General features: G+C 45.8%; 19 protein-coding genes. 12 read left to right on the top strand and 7 right to left on the bottom strand.

What is annotated here, in order from left to right:
- Positions 1-94: 94 nt before the first annotated feature.
- Both LBF07_RS14985 and LBF07_RS14980 read left to right on the top strand, forming a co-directional pair.
- Positions 95-1,492, top strand: coding sequence for a glycoside-pentoside-hexuronide (GPH):cation symporter (locus LBF07_RS14985; RefSeq protein ID WP_094934533.1), 1,398 nt, complete (start codon positions 95-97; stop codon positions 1,490-1,492).
- Positions 1,493-1,502: 10 nt separating this feature from the next.
- Positions 1,503-2,453, top strand: coding sequence for a family 43 glycosylhydrolase (locus tag LBF07_RS14980; RefSeq protein ID WP_094934532.1), 951 nt, complete (start codon positions 1,503-1,505; stop codon positions 2,451-2,453).
- Positions 2,454-2,471: 18 nt separating this feature from the next.
- Here the strand turns inward: LBF07_RS14980 and ampE are convergent, their stop codons facing one another.
- On the bottom strand, positions 2,472-3,326 hold the full coding sequence (gene ampE, locus LBF07_RS14975; RefSeq protein WP_094934530.1) for a beta-lactamase regulator AmpE: 855 nt from the start codon (positions 3,324-3,326) through the stop codon (positions 2,472-2,474).
- 9 nt (positions 3,327-3,335) lie between these two features.
- Positions 3,336-3,887 (bottom strand): 1,6-anhydro-N-acetylmuramyl-L-alanine amidase AmpD, encoded by a 552-nt coding sequence (gene ampD / locus LBF07_RS14970; protein ID WP_094934529.1) that lies wholly within the window; start codon positions 3,885-3,887, stop codon positions 3,336-3,338.
- An 87-nt stretch (positions 3,888-3,974) separates the two neighbouring features.
- Between ampD and nadC the strand changes: the two genes are divergently transcribed.
- The 6 genes from nadC (at position 3,975) to LBF07_RS14940 (ending at position 9,959) form a co-directional block, all read left to right on the top strand.
- Positions 3,975-4,868: a carboxylating nicotinate-nucleotide diphosphorylase gene (gene nadC, locus LBF07_RS14965; protein ID WP_038417651.1), complete on the top strand. Its 894-nt coding sequence runs from the start codon at positions 3,975-3,977 to the stop codon at positions 4,866-4,868.
- 174 nt (positions 4,869-5,042) lie between these two features.
- Complete coding sequence (locus LBF07_RS24745) at positions 5,043-5,105, top strand: prepilin-type N-terminal cleavage/methylation domain-containing protein (RefSeq protein WP_094934557.1); 63 nt, start codon at positions 5,043-5,045, stop codon at positions 5,103-5,105.
- 171 nt (positions 5,106-5,276) lie between these two features.
- The gene (locus LBF07_RS14955; protein ID WP_094934528.1) at positions 5,277-6,674 is read left to right on the top strand and encodes a 3'-5' exonuclease; all 1,398 of its coding nucleotides are present in this window, start codon (positions 5,277-5,279) and stop codon (positions 6,672-6,674) included.
- A complete protein-coding gene (locus LBF07_RS14950) occupies positions 6,675-7,340 on the top strand; it encodes a DarT ssDNA thymidine ADP-ribosyltransferase family protein (protein ID WP_094934527.1) in 666 nt (221 codons plus the stop codon).
- A 9-nt stretch (positions 7,341-7,349) separates the two neighbouring features.
- Positions 7,350-9,035, top strand: coding sequence for an ADP-ribosylglycohydrolase family protein (locus LBF07_RS14945; protein WP_094934526.1), 1,686 nt, complete (start codon positions 7,350-7,352; stop codon positions 9,033-9,035).
- Positions 9,036-9,326: 291 nt separating this feature from the next.
- Entirely contained in the window at positions 9,327-9,959 is a 633-nt protein-coding gene (locus LBF07_RS14940; RefSeq protein WP_206461980.1) for a recombinase family protein, read from the top strand.
- Between the two features lie 207 nt (positions 9,960-10,166).
- On the opposite strand, the gene LBF07_RS14935 is transcribed toward LBF07_RS14940, so the two are convergent.
- The 3 genes from LBF07_RS14935 to LBF07_RS14925 form a co-directional block, all read right to left on the bottom strand.
- Positions 10,167-10,583: a lysozyme inhibitor LprI family protein gene (locus LBF07_RS14935; RefSeq protein ID WP_094934523.1), complete on the bottom strand. Its 417-nt coding sequence runs from the start codon at positions 10,581-10,583 to the stop codon at positions 10,167-10,169.
- A 15-nt stretch (positions 10,584-10,598) separates the two neighbouring features.
- Entirely contained in the window at positions 10,599-11,459 is an 861-nt protein-coding gene (locus LBF07_RS14930) for an NADH-quinone oxidoreductase subunit J (protein ID WP_094934522.1), read from the bottom strand.
- A 186-nt stretch (positions 11,460-11,645) separates the two neighbouring features.
- Positions 11,646-11,909, bottom strand: a complete 264-nt coding sequence (locus LBF07_RS14925) for a helix-turn-helix transcriptional regulator (protein WP_094934521.1) — start codon at positions 11,907-11,909, stop codon at positions 11,646-11,648.
- 99 nt (positions 11,910-12,008) lie between these two features.
- Between LBF07_RS14925 and LBF07_RS14920 the strand changes: the two genes are divergently transcribed.
- Positions 12,009-12,620 (top strand): LexA family transcriptional regulator, encoded by a 612-nt coding sequence (locus LBF07_RS14920; RefSeq protein WP_224435045.1) that lies wholly within the window; start codon positions 12,009-12,011, stop codon positions 12,618-12,620.
- 1,280 nt (positions 12,621-13,900) lie between these two features.
- Here LBF07_RS14920 and LBF07_RS14915 read toward each other — a convergent pair.
- Complete coding sequence (locus LBF07_RS14915; RefSeq protein WP_094934519.1) at positions 13,901-15,553, bottom strand: recombinase family protein; 1,653 nt, start codon at positions 15,551-15,553, stop codon at positions 13,901-13,903.
- Between the two features lie 44 nt (positions 15,554-15,597).
- Between LBF07_RS14915 and ppdD the strand changes: the two genes are divergently transcribed.
- The 3 genes from ppdD to hofC are packed head-to-tail and all read left to right on the top strand — an operon-like array spanning position 15,598 to position 18,566.
- Positions 15,598-15,999, top strand: coding sequence for a prepilin peptidase-dependent pilin (gene ppdD / locus LBF07_RS14910; RefSeq protein WP_049016022.1), 402 nt, complete (start codon positions 15,598-15,600; stop codon positions 15,997-15,999).
- Between the two features lie 10 nt (positions 16,000-16,009).
- Entirely contained in the window at positions 16,010-17,392 is a 1,383-nt protein-coding gene (gene gspE / locus LBF07_RS14905; protein WP_094934518.1) for a type II secretion system protein GspE, read from the top strand.
- Complete coding sequence (gene hofC, locus LBF07_RS14900; RefSeq protein WP_094934517.1) at positions 17,382-18,566, top strand: protein transport protein HofC; 1,185 nt, start codon at positions 17,382-17,384, stop codon at positions 18,564-18,566. The genes gspE and hofC overlap by 11 nt, the downstream gene beginning before the upstream one ends.
- Before the next feature lie 43 nt (positions 18,567-18,609).
- Here the strand turns inward: hofC and LBF07_RS14895 are convergent, their stop codons facing one another.
- Complete coding sequence (locus tag LBF07_RS14895) at positions 18,610-19,653, bottom strand: GMP reductase (RefSeq protein ID WP_033144634.1); 1,044 nt, start codon at positions 19,651-19,653, stop codon at positions 18,610-18,612.
- Positions 19,654-19,872 lie beyond the last annotated feature (219 nt).

Here is a 19,872-nt window from a genome sequence, read left to right as displayed (position 1 = left end):
GCGCATTTATCCATATCACCGCCCTGATACTGCAACGCATATATTCCTTTGCCAGCAAATAATTCTCTCCATACCGTAAACCGGAGAGCTGTCGATGGATAACAACACACTGTCAGTAAAAGAAAAGATCGGCTATGGGATGGGCGACGCGGGATGCAATATCATCTTCGGCGCCATCATGCTGTTTGTTAACTATTTTTATACGGATATTTTTGGCCTCGCCCCTGCGCTGGTTGGCGTGCTGCTGCTTTCCGTACGGGTGATTGACGCCGTAACGGACCCGATCATGGGCGCGATTGCTGACCGTACCCGCAGCAAATATGGTCGGTTTCGTCCATGGCTGCTGTGGATCGCTTTCCCCTACGCGCTGTTCAGCATTCTGATGTTCACCACGCCGGAGTGGAGCTATAACAGCAAAGTTATCTATGCGTTTGTCACCTACTTCCTGCTCTCTTTAACCTATACGGCCATCAACATTCCCTACTGCTCGCTGGGCGGGGTGATCACCAACGATCCAAAAGAGCGCGTGGCCTGCCAGTCGTATCGCTTCGTGCTGGTCGGCATCGCCACGCTGCTGCTCTCATTAACGCTGCTGCCGATGGCCGACTGGTTTGGCGGGGACAACAAAGCCAAAGGCTACCAGATGGCGATGACCGTTCTGGCGCTGATTGGCACATGCATGTTCCTGTTCTGCTTCGCCACCGTGCGCGAGCGCGTGCGTCCGGCAGTGCAGACCAATGACCAGCTGAAAAATGACCTGAAAGACGTGTGGAAAAACGACCAGTGGGTGCGCATTCTGCTGCTGACGCTCTGCAACGTCTGCCCGGGCTTTATCCGCATGGCGGCCACCATGTATTACGTGACCTGGGTGATGGGTCAGAGCACTCATTTCGCCACGCTGTTTATCAGCCTGGGCGTTGTCGGCATGATGCTCGGCAGCGTGCTGGCAAAAGTGCTGACCGACCGCTGGTGCAAACTAAAGGTCTTCTTCTGGACCAATATCGTGCTGGCGATTTTCTCCTGCGCCTTTTATTTCTTCGACCCGAAAGCCACCGCCACCATCGTGGTGCTCTACTTCCTGCTGAACATCCTGCACCAGATCCCGTCTCCGCTGCACTGGTCGCTGATGGCCGACGTGGACGACTACGGCGAGTGGAAGACCGGTAAGCGCATCACCGGGATCAGCTTCTCCGGCAACATCTTCTTCCTGAAGCTGGGGCTAGCGATTGCCGGGGCGATGGTCGGCTTCCTGCTCTCCTGGTACGGTTATGATGCGGGAGCAAAAGCGCAGAGCGCGGACGCCATTAACGGGATCGTGCTGCTCTTTACCGTCATTCCCGGCATTGGATACTTAATTACCGCGGGTGTAGTACGACTGCTGAAGGTGGATCGTGAAACCATGAAGCAGATCCAGTCCGATCTGGAAAAACGCCGCAACAACTATCAAGAGCTGAACGATTATCAGGAACTGAAAGCTGCTGAGACTAAATAAGGAAAGCCGAATGCAAACCTGGCCAAACCCGTTTATCGAACAACGCGCCGATCCGTACATTTTACATCACGAGGGGCAGTACTATTTTATCGCCTCCGTGCCGGAGTACGACAGGCTGGCGATCCGCCGCGCAGCGTCGCTGGAAGGCTTACGTCATGCCGAAGAAGTGGTGGTCTGGTGTAAACCCGAGACCGGACCAATGAGCCAGCTGATTTGGGCGCCGGAACTGCACCACATTGACGGGAAGTGGTACATCTATTTTGCTGCGGCGCACACCCAGGCGCTCGACGCGCTCGGGATGTTCCAGCACCGCATGTTTGCCATTGAATGTGCCGACAGCGATCCGCTTACCGGCACGTGGGTGGAAAAAGGGCAGATCAAAACGCCTTTCGATACCTTCGCCCTGGACGCCACCACCTTTTTGCATCAGGGGAAACGCTGGTATCTGTGGGCGCAAAAAGCGCCGGATATCACCGGAAACTCCAACCTTTATCTGTGTGAAATGGCGGACCCGTGTACGCTGAAAGGCGAGCCGGTGATGCTCAGCAAGCCGGAATACGACTGGGAGTGTCGCGGGTTTTGGGTCAACGAAGGCCCGGCGGTACTGGTTCACGGCGATAAGCTGTTTATCAGCTATTCCGCCAGCGCTACCGACGAGAACTACTGCATGGGGCTGCTGTGGATAGACCTGAACGCGGATCCGCAAAACCCATTGAACTGGCAAAAATCTCCGCATCCCGTATTCGTGACCAGCTACGAAAATCGCCAGTACGGCCCGGGCCATAACAGCTTTACGCAAACGCCGGAAGGGGACGATGTGCTGGTGTATCACGCGCGGAATTACACCGAAATTGAGGGCGACCCGCTGTACGATCCGAATCGCCATACCCGACTGAAGCTTGTCCGCTGGAATGAAAGCGGGATGCCTGATTTCGGCATCCCGCCCGCGGATACGCTTTAGCCTTTGCGGCGCGCTGGCCTACACCAGCGTGCCGTAGATAGTCAGCAGCGCCACGATAACCACCACCACAAACGACGTTTTCTTCGCCATGGAAACAGCGGCTTTCGGCGTTTCAATCTTGTCGGTATGCGGCTCACGCGCCAGCGAGAACTGCGCCAGACGCGTTAGCACCTGGTACTGCGACGTATGGCGATCGGCAAGAGAAGCGAACCATGCGGGCAGCGCTTTTTCACCGTGACCAATTAACGCGTACACCACGCCTACCAGACGCACCGGGAGCCAGTCGATCACGTGCAGGATGGCATCAATACCGGACTGCAGGCGTTCATGCGGCGTCAGATAACGGGCAAGCCAGGTCTGCCAGGCGCGCAGGAACGCATATCCCATCAGCAGTACCGGCCCCAGCGGGCCCCCCACTACAAACCAGAACAGCGGCGCAAGATAGTAACGGAAGTTAATCCACAGCAGCGCGTTTTGCAGCTCGCGCAGGAATTCGCGCTCGTCACAGTCCGGCGGCACGCCGTGGATCATCGTCAGCTCGCTCGCCATGGCACCGCGCGCATGGGCATCGTCACGGGAGGCGGCTTTCAGGTATGCGTGATAGTGTAAACGCACCTTGCCTGCGCCAATGCACAGCACCCCAAGCAGGATCCATACCACCAGCAGCGGCACGTTGAAAAAGAGTCCGTACAGCGAACGCAGGAGCAGGAACGTAATGGCCATCACCCCTGCCATCATCAGCAGCGTGCGCAGCATGGAAAAATGTTTGATACGGCGGAATAATACCTCCAGCCGGTGATCCAGATGCCAGTGCTCGCCGAGCTTAAACAGGCGTTCAGCGATGATAACCAGCAGCATGGTAAACAACGTCATGGTATCTCCTTATTCTGACGACGCGGTGAGCATGGCGCGAAACCGGGACCAGTCAAAGGCCGGGCCGGGATCGGTTTTTCTCTCCGGGGCTATATCACTGTGTCCCGTGATATTTTCGGCGATAGCCGGGTAGAGTCCGATAAGCGTGCGGGTCACTGCCGCTAGCTGTTGATACTGTGAATCGGTGTAGGGCGTCGTATCCGTGCCTTCCAGTTCGATTCCGATAGAAAAATCGTTGCACCGTTCGCGCCCGTGATACATCGACACGCCGGCATGCCAGGCGCGCTTATCAAAGGGAACATACTGAACCACTTCACCATCGCGACGAATCAGGCAGTGAGCCGATACGCGCAGATGTGCAATTTCAGCAAAGAAGGGATGAGCATCGGGATTAATCGTTCCCGTGAATAACGCATCGATCCACGGGCCGCCAAATTCACCCGGCGGGAGACTAATATTATGAACCACCAGCAGTGTGGGCTTTTCATCCTCCGGGCGGCAATCGTGGTGCGGCGAGGGCACGTGCCGCGCATCCACCAGCCATCCGTTTTCTAACAACATGCTGGAACTCCTTCTGTATGGTGCAATGACTCGGTTCAGAGTAGCATGTTTCAATATTATGATTCGTTACCAATTTGGAGTTTTATCATGCCGCCTCGCCGCTACAACCCCGACCACCGACGTGAAGCGCTTCTGGAACGTATTAATATGGATATTCCGGCAAGCGTCTCCCATGCTTTGAAAGAAGATCTGGGCGGTGACGTTAACGCTGATAAGGATATTACCGCACAATTGTTGCCAAAAGAGACGCGCTCGCACGCGGTCATTATCACCCGTGAAGAGGGCGTTTTTTGCGGCAAGCGTTGGGTTGAAGAGGTCTTTACCCAGCTGGCGGGTGATGATGTGCAGATTATCTGGCACGTTGAAGACGGCGATGCAATTACGGCAAACCAGCCGCTGTTTGAACTGGACGGTCCTTCCCGCGTCTTGCTGACCGGCGAACGTACCGCGCTCAATTTTGTACAAACGCTCTCTGGCGTGGCCAGCGAAGTGCGTCGCTACGTTGACCTGCTGGCCGGTACCCGCACCCAGCTGCTGGATACCCGCAAAACGCTGCCGGGCCTGCGCACCGCGCTGAAGTATGCGGTGCTGTGCGGCGGCGGCGCAAACCATCGCCTGGGCTTATCCGACGCCTTCCTGATTAAAGAGAACCACATTATTGCCTCTGGCTCCGTGCGTCAGGCGGTGGAGAAAGCCTTCTGGCTGCACCCGGATGTGCCTGTCGAGGTAGAGGTCGAAAGCCTGGAAGAGCTGGAGCAGGCGATCAAGGCCGGGGCCGATATCATCATGCTCGATAACTTCGAAACAGAGCAGATGCGCGAGGCGGTAAAACTGACTAACGGCCGGGCCCAGCTTGAAGTGTCCGGGAACGTCACTTTCGAAACGATCCGTGAATTCGCCGAAACCGGCGTGGATTACATCTCCGTCGGCGCGTTGACCAAACACGTTCGCGCCCTCGACCTCTCAATGCGCTTCAAATAACGCATTCTCCCCTCTCCACCCGGAGAGGGGAATTTCAGCCCCGCTCGCAGATCCGCTGTTCTTCCCTGCAACACTGAGTAAATTCTCTGAAGCCTCCTTCCCGTTCCCTTTTTTGCCTCTCGTTTCTGCTCTTTCCCGCTGACAAAGTAGCGCCACTTTGCATAAGGAGCAGATATGGACAGACAACAAGGCTTCACACTCATTGAGCTGATGGTGATTAGTGTAGTTATTATATAGTAAAATTTGTGATCACTAACCGTTTGAAAGATAAGTTATATCCTCCGCTTGAAGGCTTCATCCATCAGGTATATAAGATTAATACTAATTAGACATTACTAAATGATGTCTTCTCTATAACACCTTCAGTTGAAGGTAAAAAACGGAAAAAGAAACTTTAAGGAGATAAGTTTGAAAATTCTTTCGAACCATCGTGCTACACCTGAACAGCTGCCAATAGTCAGTCGGAATACAGCAGGCATAGTCGTTATCAGGGGTGCCGCAGGTAGTGGTAAAACCACAAGTGCTTTACTTAGACTCACAGCAATAGTCAATGCGTTAACATATCGAAGAAATCTTAACAATGACAATACACCTATCAAAACATTAGTGCTGTCATTTAACCGAACCCTTGCCGGATATATTGAGGGGCTAATTGATGACAGCATCCAAGCTAAAGCTATCCCAGTAGAGGTTGAAAATGATACATTTTCTAATTGGGCTCGAAGGCACCTCAATACACCTTTGATTAAGGATACAACTCGAGATTCTTATCTTTTAAATAAATGTTTAACACTTGGGCTTGATTTAAATTTTGTACTCGATGAAATAGACTATTTTCGAGGCAGATTCCGCCATCACGAATTAGATAATTACCTAACAGTTGAGAGAACTGGTAGAGGATTGTCGCCACAAGTAACAAGACAGACTCGCCAGCGTTTAATTGATATTGTTCGCTCCTATGTACAATATCTTGAAGAGCATCAGTTAGACGATTGGCATACTCAGTGCGAGAAAATGATCTCTCATGAATGTCTGGGGTATGACATAATTGTCGTTGATGAAACGCAAGATTTTTCAGCCAATCAAATTAGAGCAATATTAAAACATCTTACGGATGATTATTACTTAACGTTTGTAATTGATACTATACAGCGATTATACCCGCGAGGCTTCACATGGGTAGAAACTGGATTAGATATGCGTAATGCGGCCTATTTCAGATTAGGTGAAAATCATAGAAACACAGTAGAAATTGCTGCATTTGCTGCGTCTATTACCCATGGATTAACAATCGATGATGATGGAAGCATTAGCGACTTTACAAGAGCTACAAGGCATGGGCCAAAACCAGTTGTGTGCAAAGGGCTATACTCGCAACAAGTAAGATATGCCATTGATTACATTCAAAGGAATGTTAACCTTGCAAATGAATCTGTCGCATTTCTTAAACCTAAAGGTGGGCAATGGTTTGAAGAAATTCAAAAACAGCTTACACGTCATGGACTTCCTTATGTAACCATAACTAAAAATAAAGTTTGGTCAAGAGGACCTGAAAATATTGCATTGTCCACAATGAATTCAGCTAAAGGTCTTGAATTTGATCATGTTATAATTTTAGGCCTAAGCGATGCAAATATGCAGCATCAACAAGATGAAAATGATGATAAATTACAGCAATTAAGAAGATTGCTTGCAATGGCTATCAGTCGAGCCAGAGAGTCTGTAGTTATCGGATATAAAGAATCGGAAAAATCAGATTTGGTTGACTATTTTACCCGTGGTACTTTCGATGAGGTAGATTTATAAATGGACATTGAACAATTTATATTTGAGAAAGGGATCTCAGAAATCCTGCACTTTACGACTGAAAGAGGTTTAACGGGTTGTGCAGGCACAGGTTTAGTTTTATCTCGCAAAGCTTTAAACGAAGAACAATTTCTTAGTTATATTGCATCACCTGTATCAAGTGAGAGAAAAGAAGCACAGGATACATTCAACAAAGATGAAGATTGGTTAGATTATATAAACCTTTCCATAAGTGAAATAAACACAAGTTATTTTAATGCAGCCAGAAATTGGTTTAGAGGTGAAGACAGATGGTGGTGTATAATGGCTTTTGATCCCATTATCCTAACTCACCCAAAGGTATATTTTACAACTACTAATAATATCTATACTTCCGTAATACGAACACCAGGTTGTGCAGGACTTCAATCTATGTTTGTGGAAACAATCACTCGATGGAGAGGAAAGACAGTTAGTAGAAATGGAAGACAGCAAAGATTAACCACCTGCGAACAGGCTGAAGTTCTGTATCCTAATCCTCTTGATATGAAATTCCTTAGAAGCGTTTACGTACAAAACCAAGAGCAGGCTGCATCTATACATGGGACACTGAGGAGCTTTGGTTTTCTTTCTGTAAATGTTATTATTTGTCCAGAAAAATTTTTAGGTGTGCCTAACACATTCTAAGAGGGAAAAATGAACTCACTCAGAAAACAAAAAGTCATAAATTCCGCACTGTGGGCCGCCGCTGGTGATGCTATTGGCTGGATTTCTGAACTTACCGACGAAAGTGGCTTAAAGCGAAGGATTAATGATTCCTACCTCCTCAAGCCTGTCAGCTGGAACAGAAAAATTGGAGGTTACTCAGGAGTAACTGTAAGCCTCCCAGCAGGGACATACTCAGATGATACACAATTAAGATTAGCCGTATCGAGATCTATAAGAAGTAATGGTGAATTTGACACGGAGTCATTTGCAAAAATAGAACTTCCTGTGTGGTTATCTTATGCTTTAGGTGCTGGCAGAGCAACCAAATTAGCCGCTACAAACCTCATGCGTAAAGATACAAATTGGTTTTCTAATTTCTATAAAGTTAACGGGATTGATTACACAAACTCAGGTGGAAATGGAACCGCCATGAGAATACAACCTCATGTATGGAGTTGTAAAAACATCTTAGAAAGAAAATATGTTGCATCAGTAATCAAAGATTCGTTAGTGACTCATGGTCATGTATTAGCAGTGTGTGGAGCCCTATTACATGCTGATACTTTACAGTACGCTTTAATAAATGGAAAACCTGCTGGCCCTACAGAAATCAATGGTTTTATTGATAACTTCACTGCTATCCCTCAAATTATTAACGAGATCTACGAGTTAAATAATTTCTGGCTTCCTAACTGGGAGATTATTTCAGGGAAAAAACTGCAAGAAGAAGTAGAGAGAGTTCGCATTGAATCAAAAGCATATCTATCAAAATCTCTGAATGCAGCTAAAGAATATAATGACCTCTCTGATAAATACAAATCAGTAATTGATGCACTTGAATGCAACAAAGAATCAAGGAGAGGTACTGCAACTAATACAGCAATTGCGAGTGCCTTGCTTTGTCATTTTTATAAAAACGCAAACCCATACGAAGCAATTATTTCATGTGTCAATTTATTAGGCACTGATACAGATTCAATTGGAAGTATGGCAGGAGCTATATTGGGATGTTACAGTAGCCTTCCTGAATGGGACATTCAAGATAGCAAATATATTATTAGCGAAGCCAGTAGATTAAGTGATATAGCGGAAGGAATTCCAACTGTAAACTTTGACTACCCTAATATAAACAAATGGCAATCGCCACAAACGCAAAGCGATACATTAGTCAAAAATAAGGATGGCATTTACCATATTATTGGATTGGGTAAAGTCACCTTATCAAAATCTGGTGGTTGGAAGAATAAAAATTATGAGTGGCAATGGATGCAACTCGAATATGGTCAGACTATTTTAGTAAAGAGTAGAATAGGCGATATCAAATTCGCTGAACCTACTCAACTTCGCCAAAATGATTTGACTCTAAAAAATGATATTCAGTCAGAACAAATGGCTATATCAAAAGAGCCTGAACAACAAACAGAGGTCAAAAAAGTTGTACAACCTGTTACAAGTTCATATAAGTATGAACAAAACAGTTTTAATTATGATTATGCCGACTCTGATAATTTAGATCTCGATGAGATAACTACAAACTTAATCAAAAACGGTTTTAGTGAACGTGAAGTAGGTCATTATCTTATAAGGCTTGCTGATAAAAAAGGTCTCGATTCCTGTATAGCATTTGCAGCAATCATTGGTAAGGCTTTTATCACAAGAAAGAAAAAGCAATAGTCTATATAACGGCCTAAAGCAACAAGTTTTGGGCCTTTTTCTATAAGCAATGATTAATATCTTACATAAGTTTTATCAATTCCTTTAAAAGGCACATGCATTTCCGCTAATACATACTTGGCATGAATCTATTTAAATGAGTATGTTTCTTACACTTCCCTATGGTTCCCGACATGTATACCCCAAGCAGACTTACAATTTGCCTTTGTATATTGGTTCACTAAATCTATTTTACAACTTAAAAAGGACCAAATATAATGAACCATGTAAAACGAACTGAAGGAAGATACAATGCGTATTTGGGGCTATTTAAGGGCTTCAACCCAAGAACAAAATGCTTTACGAGGGAAAGTGGAACTTGATGAATTCGTAAGCACACATGGTATGAAAGTCTCAAAATACTTTATCGAGAATGTATCTGGTGCAACGTTGCAACGTCCTCAACTATTTCAATTACTCGATATTGCAGAATCGGGCGATGTACTTCTATGTGAACAGGTAGACCGCCTGGCCAGGCTGACTACCAATGATTGGAAAACTCTTCGCACACTCATCGAGTCAAAAGGAATTCGAGTAGTATCGTTAGATCTTCCAACCAGCCACCAATTATTGAAAGGAAGTACTGATTCACTAACTTCTCGAATGTTCGAATCAATGAATACGATGATGTTAGATTTTCTGGCAGCATTCGCCCGTAAGGATTATGAAGATCGCAGACGTCGCCAAAAACAAGGAATTGACAAAGCTAAAAGTGAAGGAAAGTACAAAGGCCGTCCTGTAGATGAAAATCTCAGAAAGAAGGTTAAGGAATTGCTTTCAGATGGTAAAAGCTGGAATCGAATTCAGGAGTTGTTGGGTTGTTCAAGAGCTACTATTTCTAAAGCTTCAAAGCTACAAACAGATGAAATAAGAGATAAGCTATGATTCATAGTTATTTCAGTGAGACCGAACGCTTACTCCATAGAGTAATGCACATGTACTTTGATGAAAAAACGGATGATTATTTAATATTTGGTATACTTCTTTGTGAATGGAACGATGAAAATACTGCAAGAATTATTAATAGCGGGTTCCCACCAGCCCTGACGCATCGATGGCAATAAAAAAGGTAGCCTACGCTACCTTTTAACATCAACCACCAAGATTTGTACTATTCCTTAGTCGATAAAGATCTAATGTTTTATCGCGGATGATATTCATTTTGCTTTCAGCCGCAATTAAACTCCAGATAGTACCCTCTTCTTTTTGATAAAAAGCCTCAATTCCTTTATTATACAAATCTCTGTATTTTATCCATTGCCTTTGTGAATCTCTTAGGGTTGTACGCACATTTTCAGGCTGATCTTTCATTAGCAGTTTGTACTGATTCCCAAGCTCAGTATCCCAAGCTGTAGTAGCTTTGATATAGCAATTCTGTGAATCAATAGTACTAACGGCATCCATTTTGCATTTTTGTAATGTACTATCAATATTTTGCTTCAGTTCTTCAGCAGAGGCTGATAAACACAATAGTAAGCTTGAACTTATAACCACCGCTTTGAAATACATAATACTGAACCCATTTCAATTATCAGTTTGTACTGTAACACGATGTTCTATCTCGTTAAGATGAGCTATACCACAATTTTCTAATTGAGAACGGGCAAATCTAATATCATTGCTGGTTCTCTGGATATCTGGATCGGTTGTAGGACTCCTCCCCCCTGCAAATGGCGAAATACCCGACCGGGTTAAAGAATCAGAGGTTTCATTCCAGTACTCAATGGCTTGCTCAGACGCTGCATTAGCAGCTAACAATCGATTGAATTCACGTGAGCATGACTTCTTTTGAATAGCAATGTAATCATCGACCCAAACACCATGTTGCTTGTAGATATTTTCAGCTACTAAGTACTTACCACTACTCTTGTCGAGACTATTAATCTTACTTTCGATGTAGTCTTTGTTCTTTTTTTCTAATGCTACAGCGGCGGCATGTTTATCGGCTAATTTCATTGACTCATCTTGCTTAGCTTTAACCTCAATCCACTTTTCTCTGTTAAAGATCCCGGCACTCTTCGCTTCAGAGAATTGATCTTCGATCATAAAACCAAGATTCTTTCCTTGCAGATTCATCATATGAACATTAGCTTGCCCAGCTATTAATAATAAAATTACAATAATGACAGGTAGAAGAAAGTTATTAAAAAACTTTGGAAGTTTTTGTATTAATGCGGGGTAATTTTCTTGCACAGATGGAATGGCTATAATTGACCACCAAAATGAAATGATCATAACCATACTCCAAAATGCTAAAGTAACTAATGCAAGTAATACTGTAGCAAATGACATCCCTGGTTCATTGAATGTACTAAAATAACTATAAACCATGAACACCATGATTAAGCCGAATCCCATATAAACAAAAAACTGTATTTTCTTCATTTTTATTTTCCCTTGTTATTTTAATACTCGTTTTATATTACCGAGAGAGTCAACTTCTACTCTGACAAGTTTTCTACATGCTCCGCACGAACCTACACCTGTACCACTGCTTTTTATTCCGGTGTTAACTGTCGTAGTACTTCCACAATGCGGACAAACCACTGTATATGTTGCGTATGCCACAATTTATTCCTCACTATTGCTGTAACGTTCTGGCCAGATTTCTTCTCGGGTCACCCCAATATAATCGGCAATAATCTGCTCACCTTTTGGCCAATGTCTCTCAAGGGCGTTGTATAGCGTTCGTTCATGCAAGCCGTTGTCTCGGGACAACTTAGCCAACGAGCTACCTCTTTTGCGTATAGCTGCAAGCACATCGGCTCGATGCCAGTTTCGAGTACTGGCATTTGATTCCTTTTTTTGAGATCCTTCTTGTTTATGATTCTTCATTATGATCACTCATTACTTAATCATGAACATGATTGATCAATAAAATGAACAAGTCAAATCGAATTAGGAATACAATTCCTTAAGTTGAATGGCGATAGAATGATCAATAAAAAGCAAAGTACTAAAGAGTTCAGTGAACGCTTAAAGCACGTCATAGCAGCACTTGGAACAACGGGTAGAGAGTTCTCAAAACGTGCGGGTATTGGCTATAGCACTGTTCACAACTACATGCACGGTTCATCAAGCCCTACACTGGATAACTTAGTACTCTTGGCAAAAGCAGGCAATGTATCTATTGAGTGGCTGGCAACAGGCCAACAATCGAGCATGTGCAGTACTGATTCAGATGTCATATATGTACCTTTTATTGATCATGCCGATGAAATGCTGAAACTTGATGTTCAACTGCTTGATGTGAAGGATTTACACTCTCTCCGTGCTATCAAGGTCAATACCGATGTAATGACCCCTACTTTTCTTACGGGAGGAGTAATCATAATTGATACTAATGATATAAATTTAACCGATAGCAAACTTGTTGTATTAAAACAGAGCGGGAATTATTTGTTTAAGAGAGTACAGGTGCTCATAGATGGAGTACGCTTATTGAGTGATAATGATAGCTATCCACCAATCGCAGTACCTTTTGAAGATATGAAAAGTATCAATGTCGTTGGTGCTGTAGTGATGATTATTAACAAAATTAATTAGCATAATTAGTACTTCCACCAATTACCGTTAACAAACCTACCCAAGGTAGTGAAAGGTGGAAGTTGTAACTATTATAGTACATGACACAATTAATTAGGAGATCATAGCAAGAGGTCGCTACAAGCCGAGATCATTACCTTCAATCCTAACGATATCTAATTGAATTAATATTTCCATTTAATGTTATTTTTTGACTGTCCCGCTTTACAAGCGAGCCAGGAATTTCACTCGATTGAATCTCACGGCGTTCGCTTCAACTCGAATATCAATTCATTGGATATTAATTTTTTGATAGGACATTTATCAAATATTGATTAGCTTTAGCAGCGTTACCCCTTGACGGGATTTCTTGGATACATTTCGATCCCCCACTGCGGGGGGAAGATACTCAAGATATACAATTAATTTGTACTTCTTGACGCTGATACTCATCAACATTTCATACAGCGAATTTTGGATACAACTATATTGTACTCAAGCGGAAGCGGGTTGCCCTGTTTCTTCCTATCGCCATTCTTTGCAACGGTCGTAGCTCATCACTACTCTTCTTATAAAAGCTGTATGAATAACTCCTATAAGCGTCTAAGTACATCTCAAATTCTGGACGGATCTATATTGTATAAATTCGTCACTGAATCTATTAGAAGTAATAGACTCCCTTATACCATTTGGTAAGGATTGGCCTTATATGTCTATCAAGGGAATCTACGGGGTATTATCCGATTCCTTTATAGTGCCACATTGCCGTGACTCCTGCGTTTTCGTCTTTTTTGTCTGGAATTTACGCTCGGGAAATTTGCACGGGTTTCATTTGCACTGCGTTCTGTTGAACAACTCATCTGCCATCTACTTGTCGATAGGATCAGGTTTTAATTTATTATACCAAGGATAATGACGCTCTTATCATTACCCCACGACTAACGGGTACACCAACAGGATTTTAACTATACATATAGTATAGGACATAATTTAAATTCATTTCATTTTTTTCTTCTCTCCCTATAAATATCTACCGATATTTATAGGTTAGAAAAAACAAATCTAAATCATTATTTTTTGATGCTTAAAAAGCCATATTATAAGATAAGCTTCGCTAAAGAACCCGCCTTTAGGTTTGTAATAATAATCATATGTGGACTATTACTTCTTCAATAACAAAATTAAGGTTCCATTCAACAGTAAAAAAAATGAGCTTTGTTTTTTACTGAGTAAAATTTATTCCAATCTACATGGATACTTCAACTACGCTCAAAAAAAACCAAGGTGCCTTCCTAACTAAGTCAATCAAATAATGCATATGCATCTTCATTACTAATCGGTTTAGAATTTAAATAATACTGTTTACTTTCAATATCGTATGTCATTATTTCATTGCCAAGTGTAACTACTAAAACTTTGTTTTCTACATATGTATTACTTAATAAAAGCCCTTCTTTAAGACTAATGGTTATCCATTGTACATCATTGCTAACATAAAATGACACCGATACTAAAACAATGTTTTTCTGTATTTTCAGTATTTGAATCTCTCTAATGATCTTTCTTATTTTTATGTTAAATTCTTGTCTAACCTCAATATTACTAACATCCATCAACTCATTATTAATTTTTTTTACTATCTCTTCATAACTAACACTAACATTCTCTAATGCTTTTATATCATCAATTTTACCTTGTAATTCCCTAACTTTTGCCTCAAGATTTTTTAGTACCTTATAATCAGTTTCACTTGGAATATCCACAGAGTCTACTGTTCTTTGGACATTTGCCAAATAGTTAGAGTAATGAATTAATTCACTACTCAAATTTTCAAGTTCTACCGCATGAGATGAATTGTTAAGACTGCCAAAATCTAAATGCCTCAAATACTTTATTAGTGTATTCTCAACGACATTATACTTGAACCCGTTAGCAACACATCGTTTGTTCCCCGCGATAGCATGAGAACATCGACCAAAGCGATTTCCATTTTCATTATTAATTAAAATATGGCCTGCCTTGCATAATCCGCAAATTAACACCCCTGAAAATAGCGTATTAGCTCTACGGTTTATTTTTTTATCACGACCTGGCTTTGTTAATCGCTGCTCAGCTCTTTTGAATTGAAGCTCAGTAATAATAGCAGGATACATCATAATCCCATCAAAATTATTGCGTAGTGTTGATTGAGTTCTATGTTTACCTGTGACTCTCTCATCTTTTAGTACTCTATGTACGCTCCAATTACTCCAAGTTTTACCATTGTATTTGTATCCTTCACTATTAAGTCTATCTCGGATATATGCCTGACCATAACCATTATTATACCATTCAAAAATGAGACGAATTGGTGCAACTCTTTCTGGTATTTCTTGGTATAGGTCATTTTCAACTTTTAACCAACCTGGGCAACGACCTGTTAAAGGAACATGTTTTTTTACTGTTTTTTCAAAACGTTCATCCCAATTTTTAATTGAAAGCTTTTGCTTTCTGAGTGATTCTTTATGGCTACGAGTTAATCCTGCTGATATTTGATTTAAGTCACTACATCTATGATGTACTGTCTCTGTATCAATTTCATGTACATCACACCCTTTATTAATCAAACCTAAAAAGAGTTCAGCTGCTTCATTGGGATTTGCTCTTGAAAACCGATCTATGTTTTCAATAATCAATACAGCATTTTTGATCTTTCCGCTTTTATAATCAGCTATAAAGGAATGAAGTACAGATCCTTTTTCAATATTTTTCCCACTAAAACCACTAACTCCTTCAGCTTTTAAGAATACTATATTGTCAACATTTAATTCGTACCCTAAACCATCCTTGTCCTCATATTCTTCGACATAAGTCGTTAGCAAGGCTTGCTGACGACTCATACCAAATCCACCTTTCTCAGTCTTTTGGCGTCCTGAACTTACACGGCAATAGCAGAAGGCTGTTTTGATACCCATGATGAAAAATCCTTCAAATTTTTTACTATATAATAACACGTATAATGGTGGTCATTGGCATCATTGCGATTCTGAGCGCCATCGGCGTTCCCGCCTATCAGAACTACCTGCGCAAGGCGGCGCTGACCGATATGCTGCAAACTTTCGTTCCCTACCGCACGGCCATTGAGCTTTGCGCGCTGGATCACGGTGGCGTGGAGAGCTGCGACGCTGGCAGTAACGGTATCCCTTCCCCCACCACGACACGCTACGTTTCAGGAATGAGCGTGGCGAAAGGGACCGTGACCTTAACAGGACAGGAGAGTCTTAACGGGCTGACGGTAACCATGACGCCACGGTGGAGCGACGGCAACGGTATGACGGGCTGGACGCGCGACTGCAACATCAGTGCTGACAGCGCCCTGAAACAGGCCTGCGAAGACGTTTTCCGCTTCGACAATAACTGAGGAGCGGATAATGAATACCGATCAACTCGTGGCGCTTTGTCAGCGCCATCACGCTCTGCTGCTCACCAGCGACAGTGACATGGTCAGCATCGCCGTCGTGGGCAGCCCCGCGGCTGAACTCATGGAGGCGCTGCGCTTCGCGACCCAGAAACGGATTGATATTGAGTGCTGGAGCGCTGAGCGCATGGAAAAACACCGGCAGCTAACGTCACAATCGCATCTGCCCGTCGTTTCGCAAACACACTCGACGGTGGATATCCTCAACCACACGCTGCAGCAGGCAATCAACCAGCGCGCCTCCGACATTCATATCGAACCGATGGAGCATGCATGCCAGATTCGGTTACGCATCGACGGGGTTCTTTGCCCCCAGCCTCCGCTTTCCGCCTCGCTGGCAAGCCTGTTCAGCGCACGTTTAAAGGTGCTGGGTAATCTTGATATTGCAGAACGTCGTTTACCTCAGGACGGTCAGTTTACGATTGAGCTGGCAAACGAGCCGGTCTCGTTTCGGATCGCGACGCTTCCCTGTAGCGGTGGTGAGAAAATTGTTCTGCGTCTGCTGCATCAGGTTCAGCAGGCTCTTGAGCCGAAAGCGCTTGGCATGAGCGCAGAACAACTGGCCTGTTTCAATGAGATTCTCCACCAGCCGCAGGGGCTGATTCTGGTCACTGGCCCTACCGGCAGCGGCAAAACCGTGACGCTGTACAGCGCGCTGCAGGCGCGTAACACCCCAGACGTCAACATCTGTAGCGTGGAGGATCCCATTGAGATCCCCCTTGCGGGATTAAACCAGACGCAGATTAATCCCCGGGCGGGTTTAACATTCCAGAGCGTGCTGAGGGCGCTGCTGCGTCAGGATCCAGACATCATTATGGTCGGCGAAATCCGTGACGGCGAAACGGCAGAAATTGCCATTAATGCCGCCCAGACCGGTCATCTGGTGCTGTCAACACTGCACACCAACTCGACGACGGAAACCCTGATTCGCCTGGAGCAGATGGGCGTCGCGCGCTGGATGATATCTTCCGCGCTGTCGATGGTGATTGCCCAGCGGCTGGTCCGGCGTTTGTGCCCGCACTGTCGCCGGGAAGCCAGCGAGCATGCTGAATTACCCCGCGCCGTATGGTCAAGACCGCTTCCACGCTGGCAGCCCACCGGCTGCGATCGCTGTTATCACGGTTTTTATGGCCGCGTTGCCATTTTTGAAGTACTGGCGATCGACAATGCCCTGCGCGAGGCCATTGCCAGCGGGGCGGGAATCGAAGTGATAGAGGCGAGCGCCCGGCAGGCGGGAATGATTTCTCTTTTTGAGCACGGCTGCATGGCCGTCGAAAAAGGGCTGACCACGATCGAAGAGCTGGTGCGCGTGCTGGGAATGCCGGATGGCTGCTAATCAGCTCTGGCGCTGGCGAGCGCTCACCAAAGAAGGTGAACCCCAAAGCGGAACACTCTGGGCCACAGACCGCAATGCCGCCTTCACCAGGCTGATGCGTAGCGATCTCCATCCTCTGGCGCTGACCCGATGCGCTCAGCGGCACCGCTGGCGACCGCATCACTGCTACGAGATGTTTCGCCAGCTCGCAACGCTTCTGCAGGCGGGATTGACGTTATCCCACAGCCTGCAGATGCTGGCAGAGCAACATCCGTTAAAACCGTGGCAGGCGCTGCTGCAAAGCATTGCCGATGAGCTCAGTGAGGGATCCCCCTTTTCTGAGTCGCTAAAAAAGTGGCCAGCCGTTTTTAGCCCACTGCATGTCTCGATGGTGAAAACCGGTGAGCTCACAGGAAAGCTGGAGGAGTGCTGTCGTCAGCTCGCGCAGCAGCAAAAAGCGCAGCAGCAGCTCAGTGCGAAAGTGAGAAAGGCGCTGCGCTACCCGGCGATCGTCCTGACGCTGGCCGTACTCGTGGTGCTGGCAATGGTCACCCTGGTCTTGCCCGAGTTTGCCGCGATCTACAAAACGTTTAACACGCCGCTTCCGATGCTGACACAAATGGTCATGGGGATGGCCGCATTTATCCAGTCTTATGCCCTCGCGTTGTTCGCAGCGTTATTAACGCCCTTAGCCGCCGCCTGGGCTCTGCGGCAGAACCCTCGCTGGCAGCGCATGCTGATCCATACGCCCGTGATGGGCGCGCTGGCAAAAGGCCAAAAGCTGGGACACATCTTTACCGTGCTGTCACTCACGCAGCAGGCAGGTATCCCCTTTTTACAGGGACTGGAGAGCGCAGAGGAGACCGTTGAAAGTCGCTATTGGCGGGGAATACTCCGCAGCGTTCGGGAGGACATTGAAAAAGGTCTCCCCGTCTGGTCATCCTTTCAGAAAGCGGCCATCTTTACCCCGCTGTGTATTCAGCTTTTACGAACCGGTGAAATGTCAGGTGCGCTGGACATCATGCTGGCAAACCTCGCCCGGCATCACGCGGAACAGACCTTTCAGCGGGCAGATAATCTGGCGGCACTTCTCGAGCCAGTGCTTCTGATTGTGACAGGGGTCATCATCGGCACGCTGGTAGTGGCAATGTACCTGCCGATTTTCCATCTGGGGGATGCGATGAGCGCGGGTTAGGGCTAAACAGTGCTGGCGCACGGGCATGCGCCAGCAGAAGCCATTACAGGCTATTGAACACGCGGTTTTCCTGTTCCTGAACGCGAATAAACGTCGTACGTTTCGTCAGCTCTTTCAGGCGGGATGCCCCAACGTAGGTGCAGGCCGAGCGCAGGCCGCCGAGGATATCGCGCGCGGTGTATTCCACCGGGCCGCGCAGAGGTAGCTTCACGGTTTTACCTTCTGCCGCACGGTATTTTGCCACGCCACCGACGTGACGGGTCATCGCGGATTCAGAGCTCATGCCGTAGAAGAGCATAAATTTCTCGCCATTTTCTTCCACAACGGTACCACCGCTCTCTTCGTGTCCAGCCAGCATACCGCCGAGCATTACGAAGTCTGCGCCGCCGCCGAAGGCTTTCGCAACATCACCCGGCATGGTACAGCCGCCATCGCTGATGATCTGACCGCCCAGACCGTGCGCCGCATCGGCGCATTCAATGACGGCGGAAAGCTGCGGATAACCGACGCCGGTTTTGACGCGGGTCGTGCACACGGAGCCCGGGCCAATACCCACTTTCACGATATCTGCACCGGAAAGGATCAGCTCTTCACACATTTCACCGGTCACCACGTTGCCCGCGATGATGGTTTTCGTCGGCCAGGCTTCCCGCGCCTTGCTGACGAACTGCACGAAGTGCTCGGAGTAACCGTTCGCCACGTCAATACAAACGAAGTTGAGCGCCGGGTTAGCGTTCAGGATCTGTTTGGTCTTCTCGAAATCGGCATCGGAAGTGCCGGTAGAAACCATCACATGCTTCACCACGTCAGCAGGCGCGGACGCAACAAACGCATTCCACTCTTCAGGGCTGTAATGTTTGTGCACGGCGGTGAGAATGTCGAACTGTGCCAGGGCGGTTGCCATCTCAAAGGTTCCCACAGTATCCATGTTGGCAGCGATGATCGGCACGCCAGACCAGGTCTGACCGGAATGCTTAAAGGTGAATTGACGTTCGAGTTCAACGTCTGAGCGACTTTTCAGTGTAGAGCGTTTAGGGCGGATAAGAACGTCTTTGAAACCTAACTTCAGATCTTCTTCGATACGCATGTGCGGATTCCTGGGGTTAGAGGCAAATATGTTAAAAGCACAACTCCAGTGACGTTATCATACGCACTAATACCTGCTCCGCAAGACTGCGAAATTCTCTTTTTTTACGCTACAATCCTATAAATTTACCTGGTAAAAAGCAGGTAAATAGGGCCAAACAGTTGCCGGCGCACCTAAGCGTTTTAATTAATTGATTTTAATAATGAATAATTCCCAGGA

The organism is Enterobacter cloacae complex sp. ECL352 (assembly GCF_020149545.1).
GTDB lineage: Bacteria > Pseudomonadota > Gammaproteobacteria > Enterobacterales > Enterobacteriaceae > Enterobacter > Enterobacter asburiae_B.
This window is presented reverse-complemented; position numbering and strand designations above follow the sequence as displayed.

Coding starts and splice junctions, on each gene's coding strand:
- hofC (WP_094934517.1), top strand. CDS start 17,382: ATGGCTGCTAATCAGCTCTGGCGCTGGCGAGCGCTCACCAAAGAAGGT.
- LBF07_RS14980 (WP_094934532.1), top strand. CDS start 1,503: ATGCAAACCTGGCCAAACCCGTTTATCGAACAACGCGCCGATCCGTAC.
- ampD (WP_094934529.1), bottom strand. CDS start 3,887: ATGTTGTTAGAAAACGGATGGCTGGTGGATGCGCGGCACGTGCCCTCG.
- ppdD (WP_049016022.1), top strand. CDS start 15,598: ATGGTGGTCATTGGCATCATTGCGATTCTGAGCGCCATCGGCGTTCCC.
- gspE (WP_094934518.1), top strand. CDS start 16,010: ATGAATACCGATCAACTCGTGGCGCTTTGTCAGCGCCATCACGCTCTG.
- LBF07_RS14895 (WP_033144634.1), bottom strand. CDS start 19,653: ATGCGTATCGAAGAAGATCTGAAGTTAGGTTTCAAAGACGTTCTTATC.
- LBF07_RS14935 (WP_094934523.1), bottom strand. CDS start 10,583: ATGTATTTCAAAGCGGTGGTTATAAGTTCAAGCTTACTATTGTGTTTA.
- LBF07_RS14925 (WP_094934521.1), bottom strand. CDS start 11,909: ATGAAGAATCATAAACAAGAAGGATCTCAAAAAAAGGAATCAAATGCC.
- LBF07_RS14915 (WP_094934519.1), bottom strand. CDS start 15,553: ATGGGTATCAAAACAGCCTTCTGCTATTGCCGTGTAAGTTCAGGACGC.
- LBF07_RS14920 (WP_224435045.1), top strand. CDS start 12,009: ATGATCAATAAAAAGCAAAGTACTAAAGAGTTCAGTGAACGCTTAAAG.
- LBF07_RS14930 (WP_094934522.1), bottom strand. CDS start 11,459: ATGAAGAAAATACAGTTTTTTGTTTATATGGGATTCGGCTTAATCATG.
- LBF07_RS14940 (WP_206461980.1), top strand. CDS start 9,327: ATGCGTATTTGGGGCTATTTAAGGGCTTCAACCCAAGAACAAAATGCT.
- ampE (WP_094934530.1), bottom strand. CDS start 3,326: ATGACGTTGTTTACCATGCTGCTGGTTATCATCGCTGAACGCCTGTTT.
- nadC (WP_038417651.1), top strand. CDS start 3,975: ATGCCGCCTCGCCGCTACAACCCCGACCACCGACGTGAAGCGCTTCTG.
- LBF07_RS14950 (WP_094934527.1), top strand. CDS start 6,675: ATGGACATTGAACAATTTATATTTGAGAAAGGGATCTCAGAAATCCTG.
- LBF07_RS14945 (WP_094934526.1), top strand. CDS start 7,350: ATGAACTCACTCAGAAAACAAAAAGTCATAAATTCCGCACTGTGGGCC.
- LBF07_RS14985 (WP_094934533.1), top strand. CDS start 95: ATGGATAACAACACACTGTCAGTAAAAGAAAAGATCGGCTATGGGATG.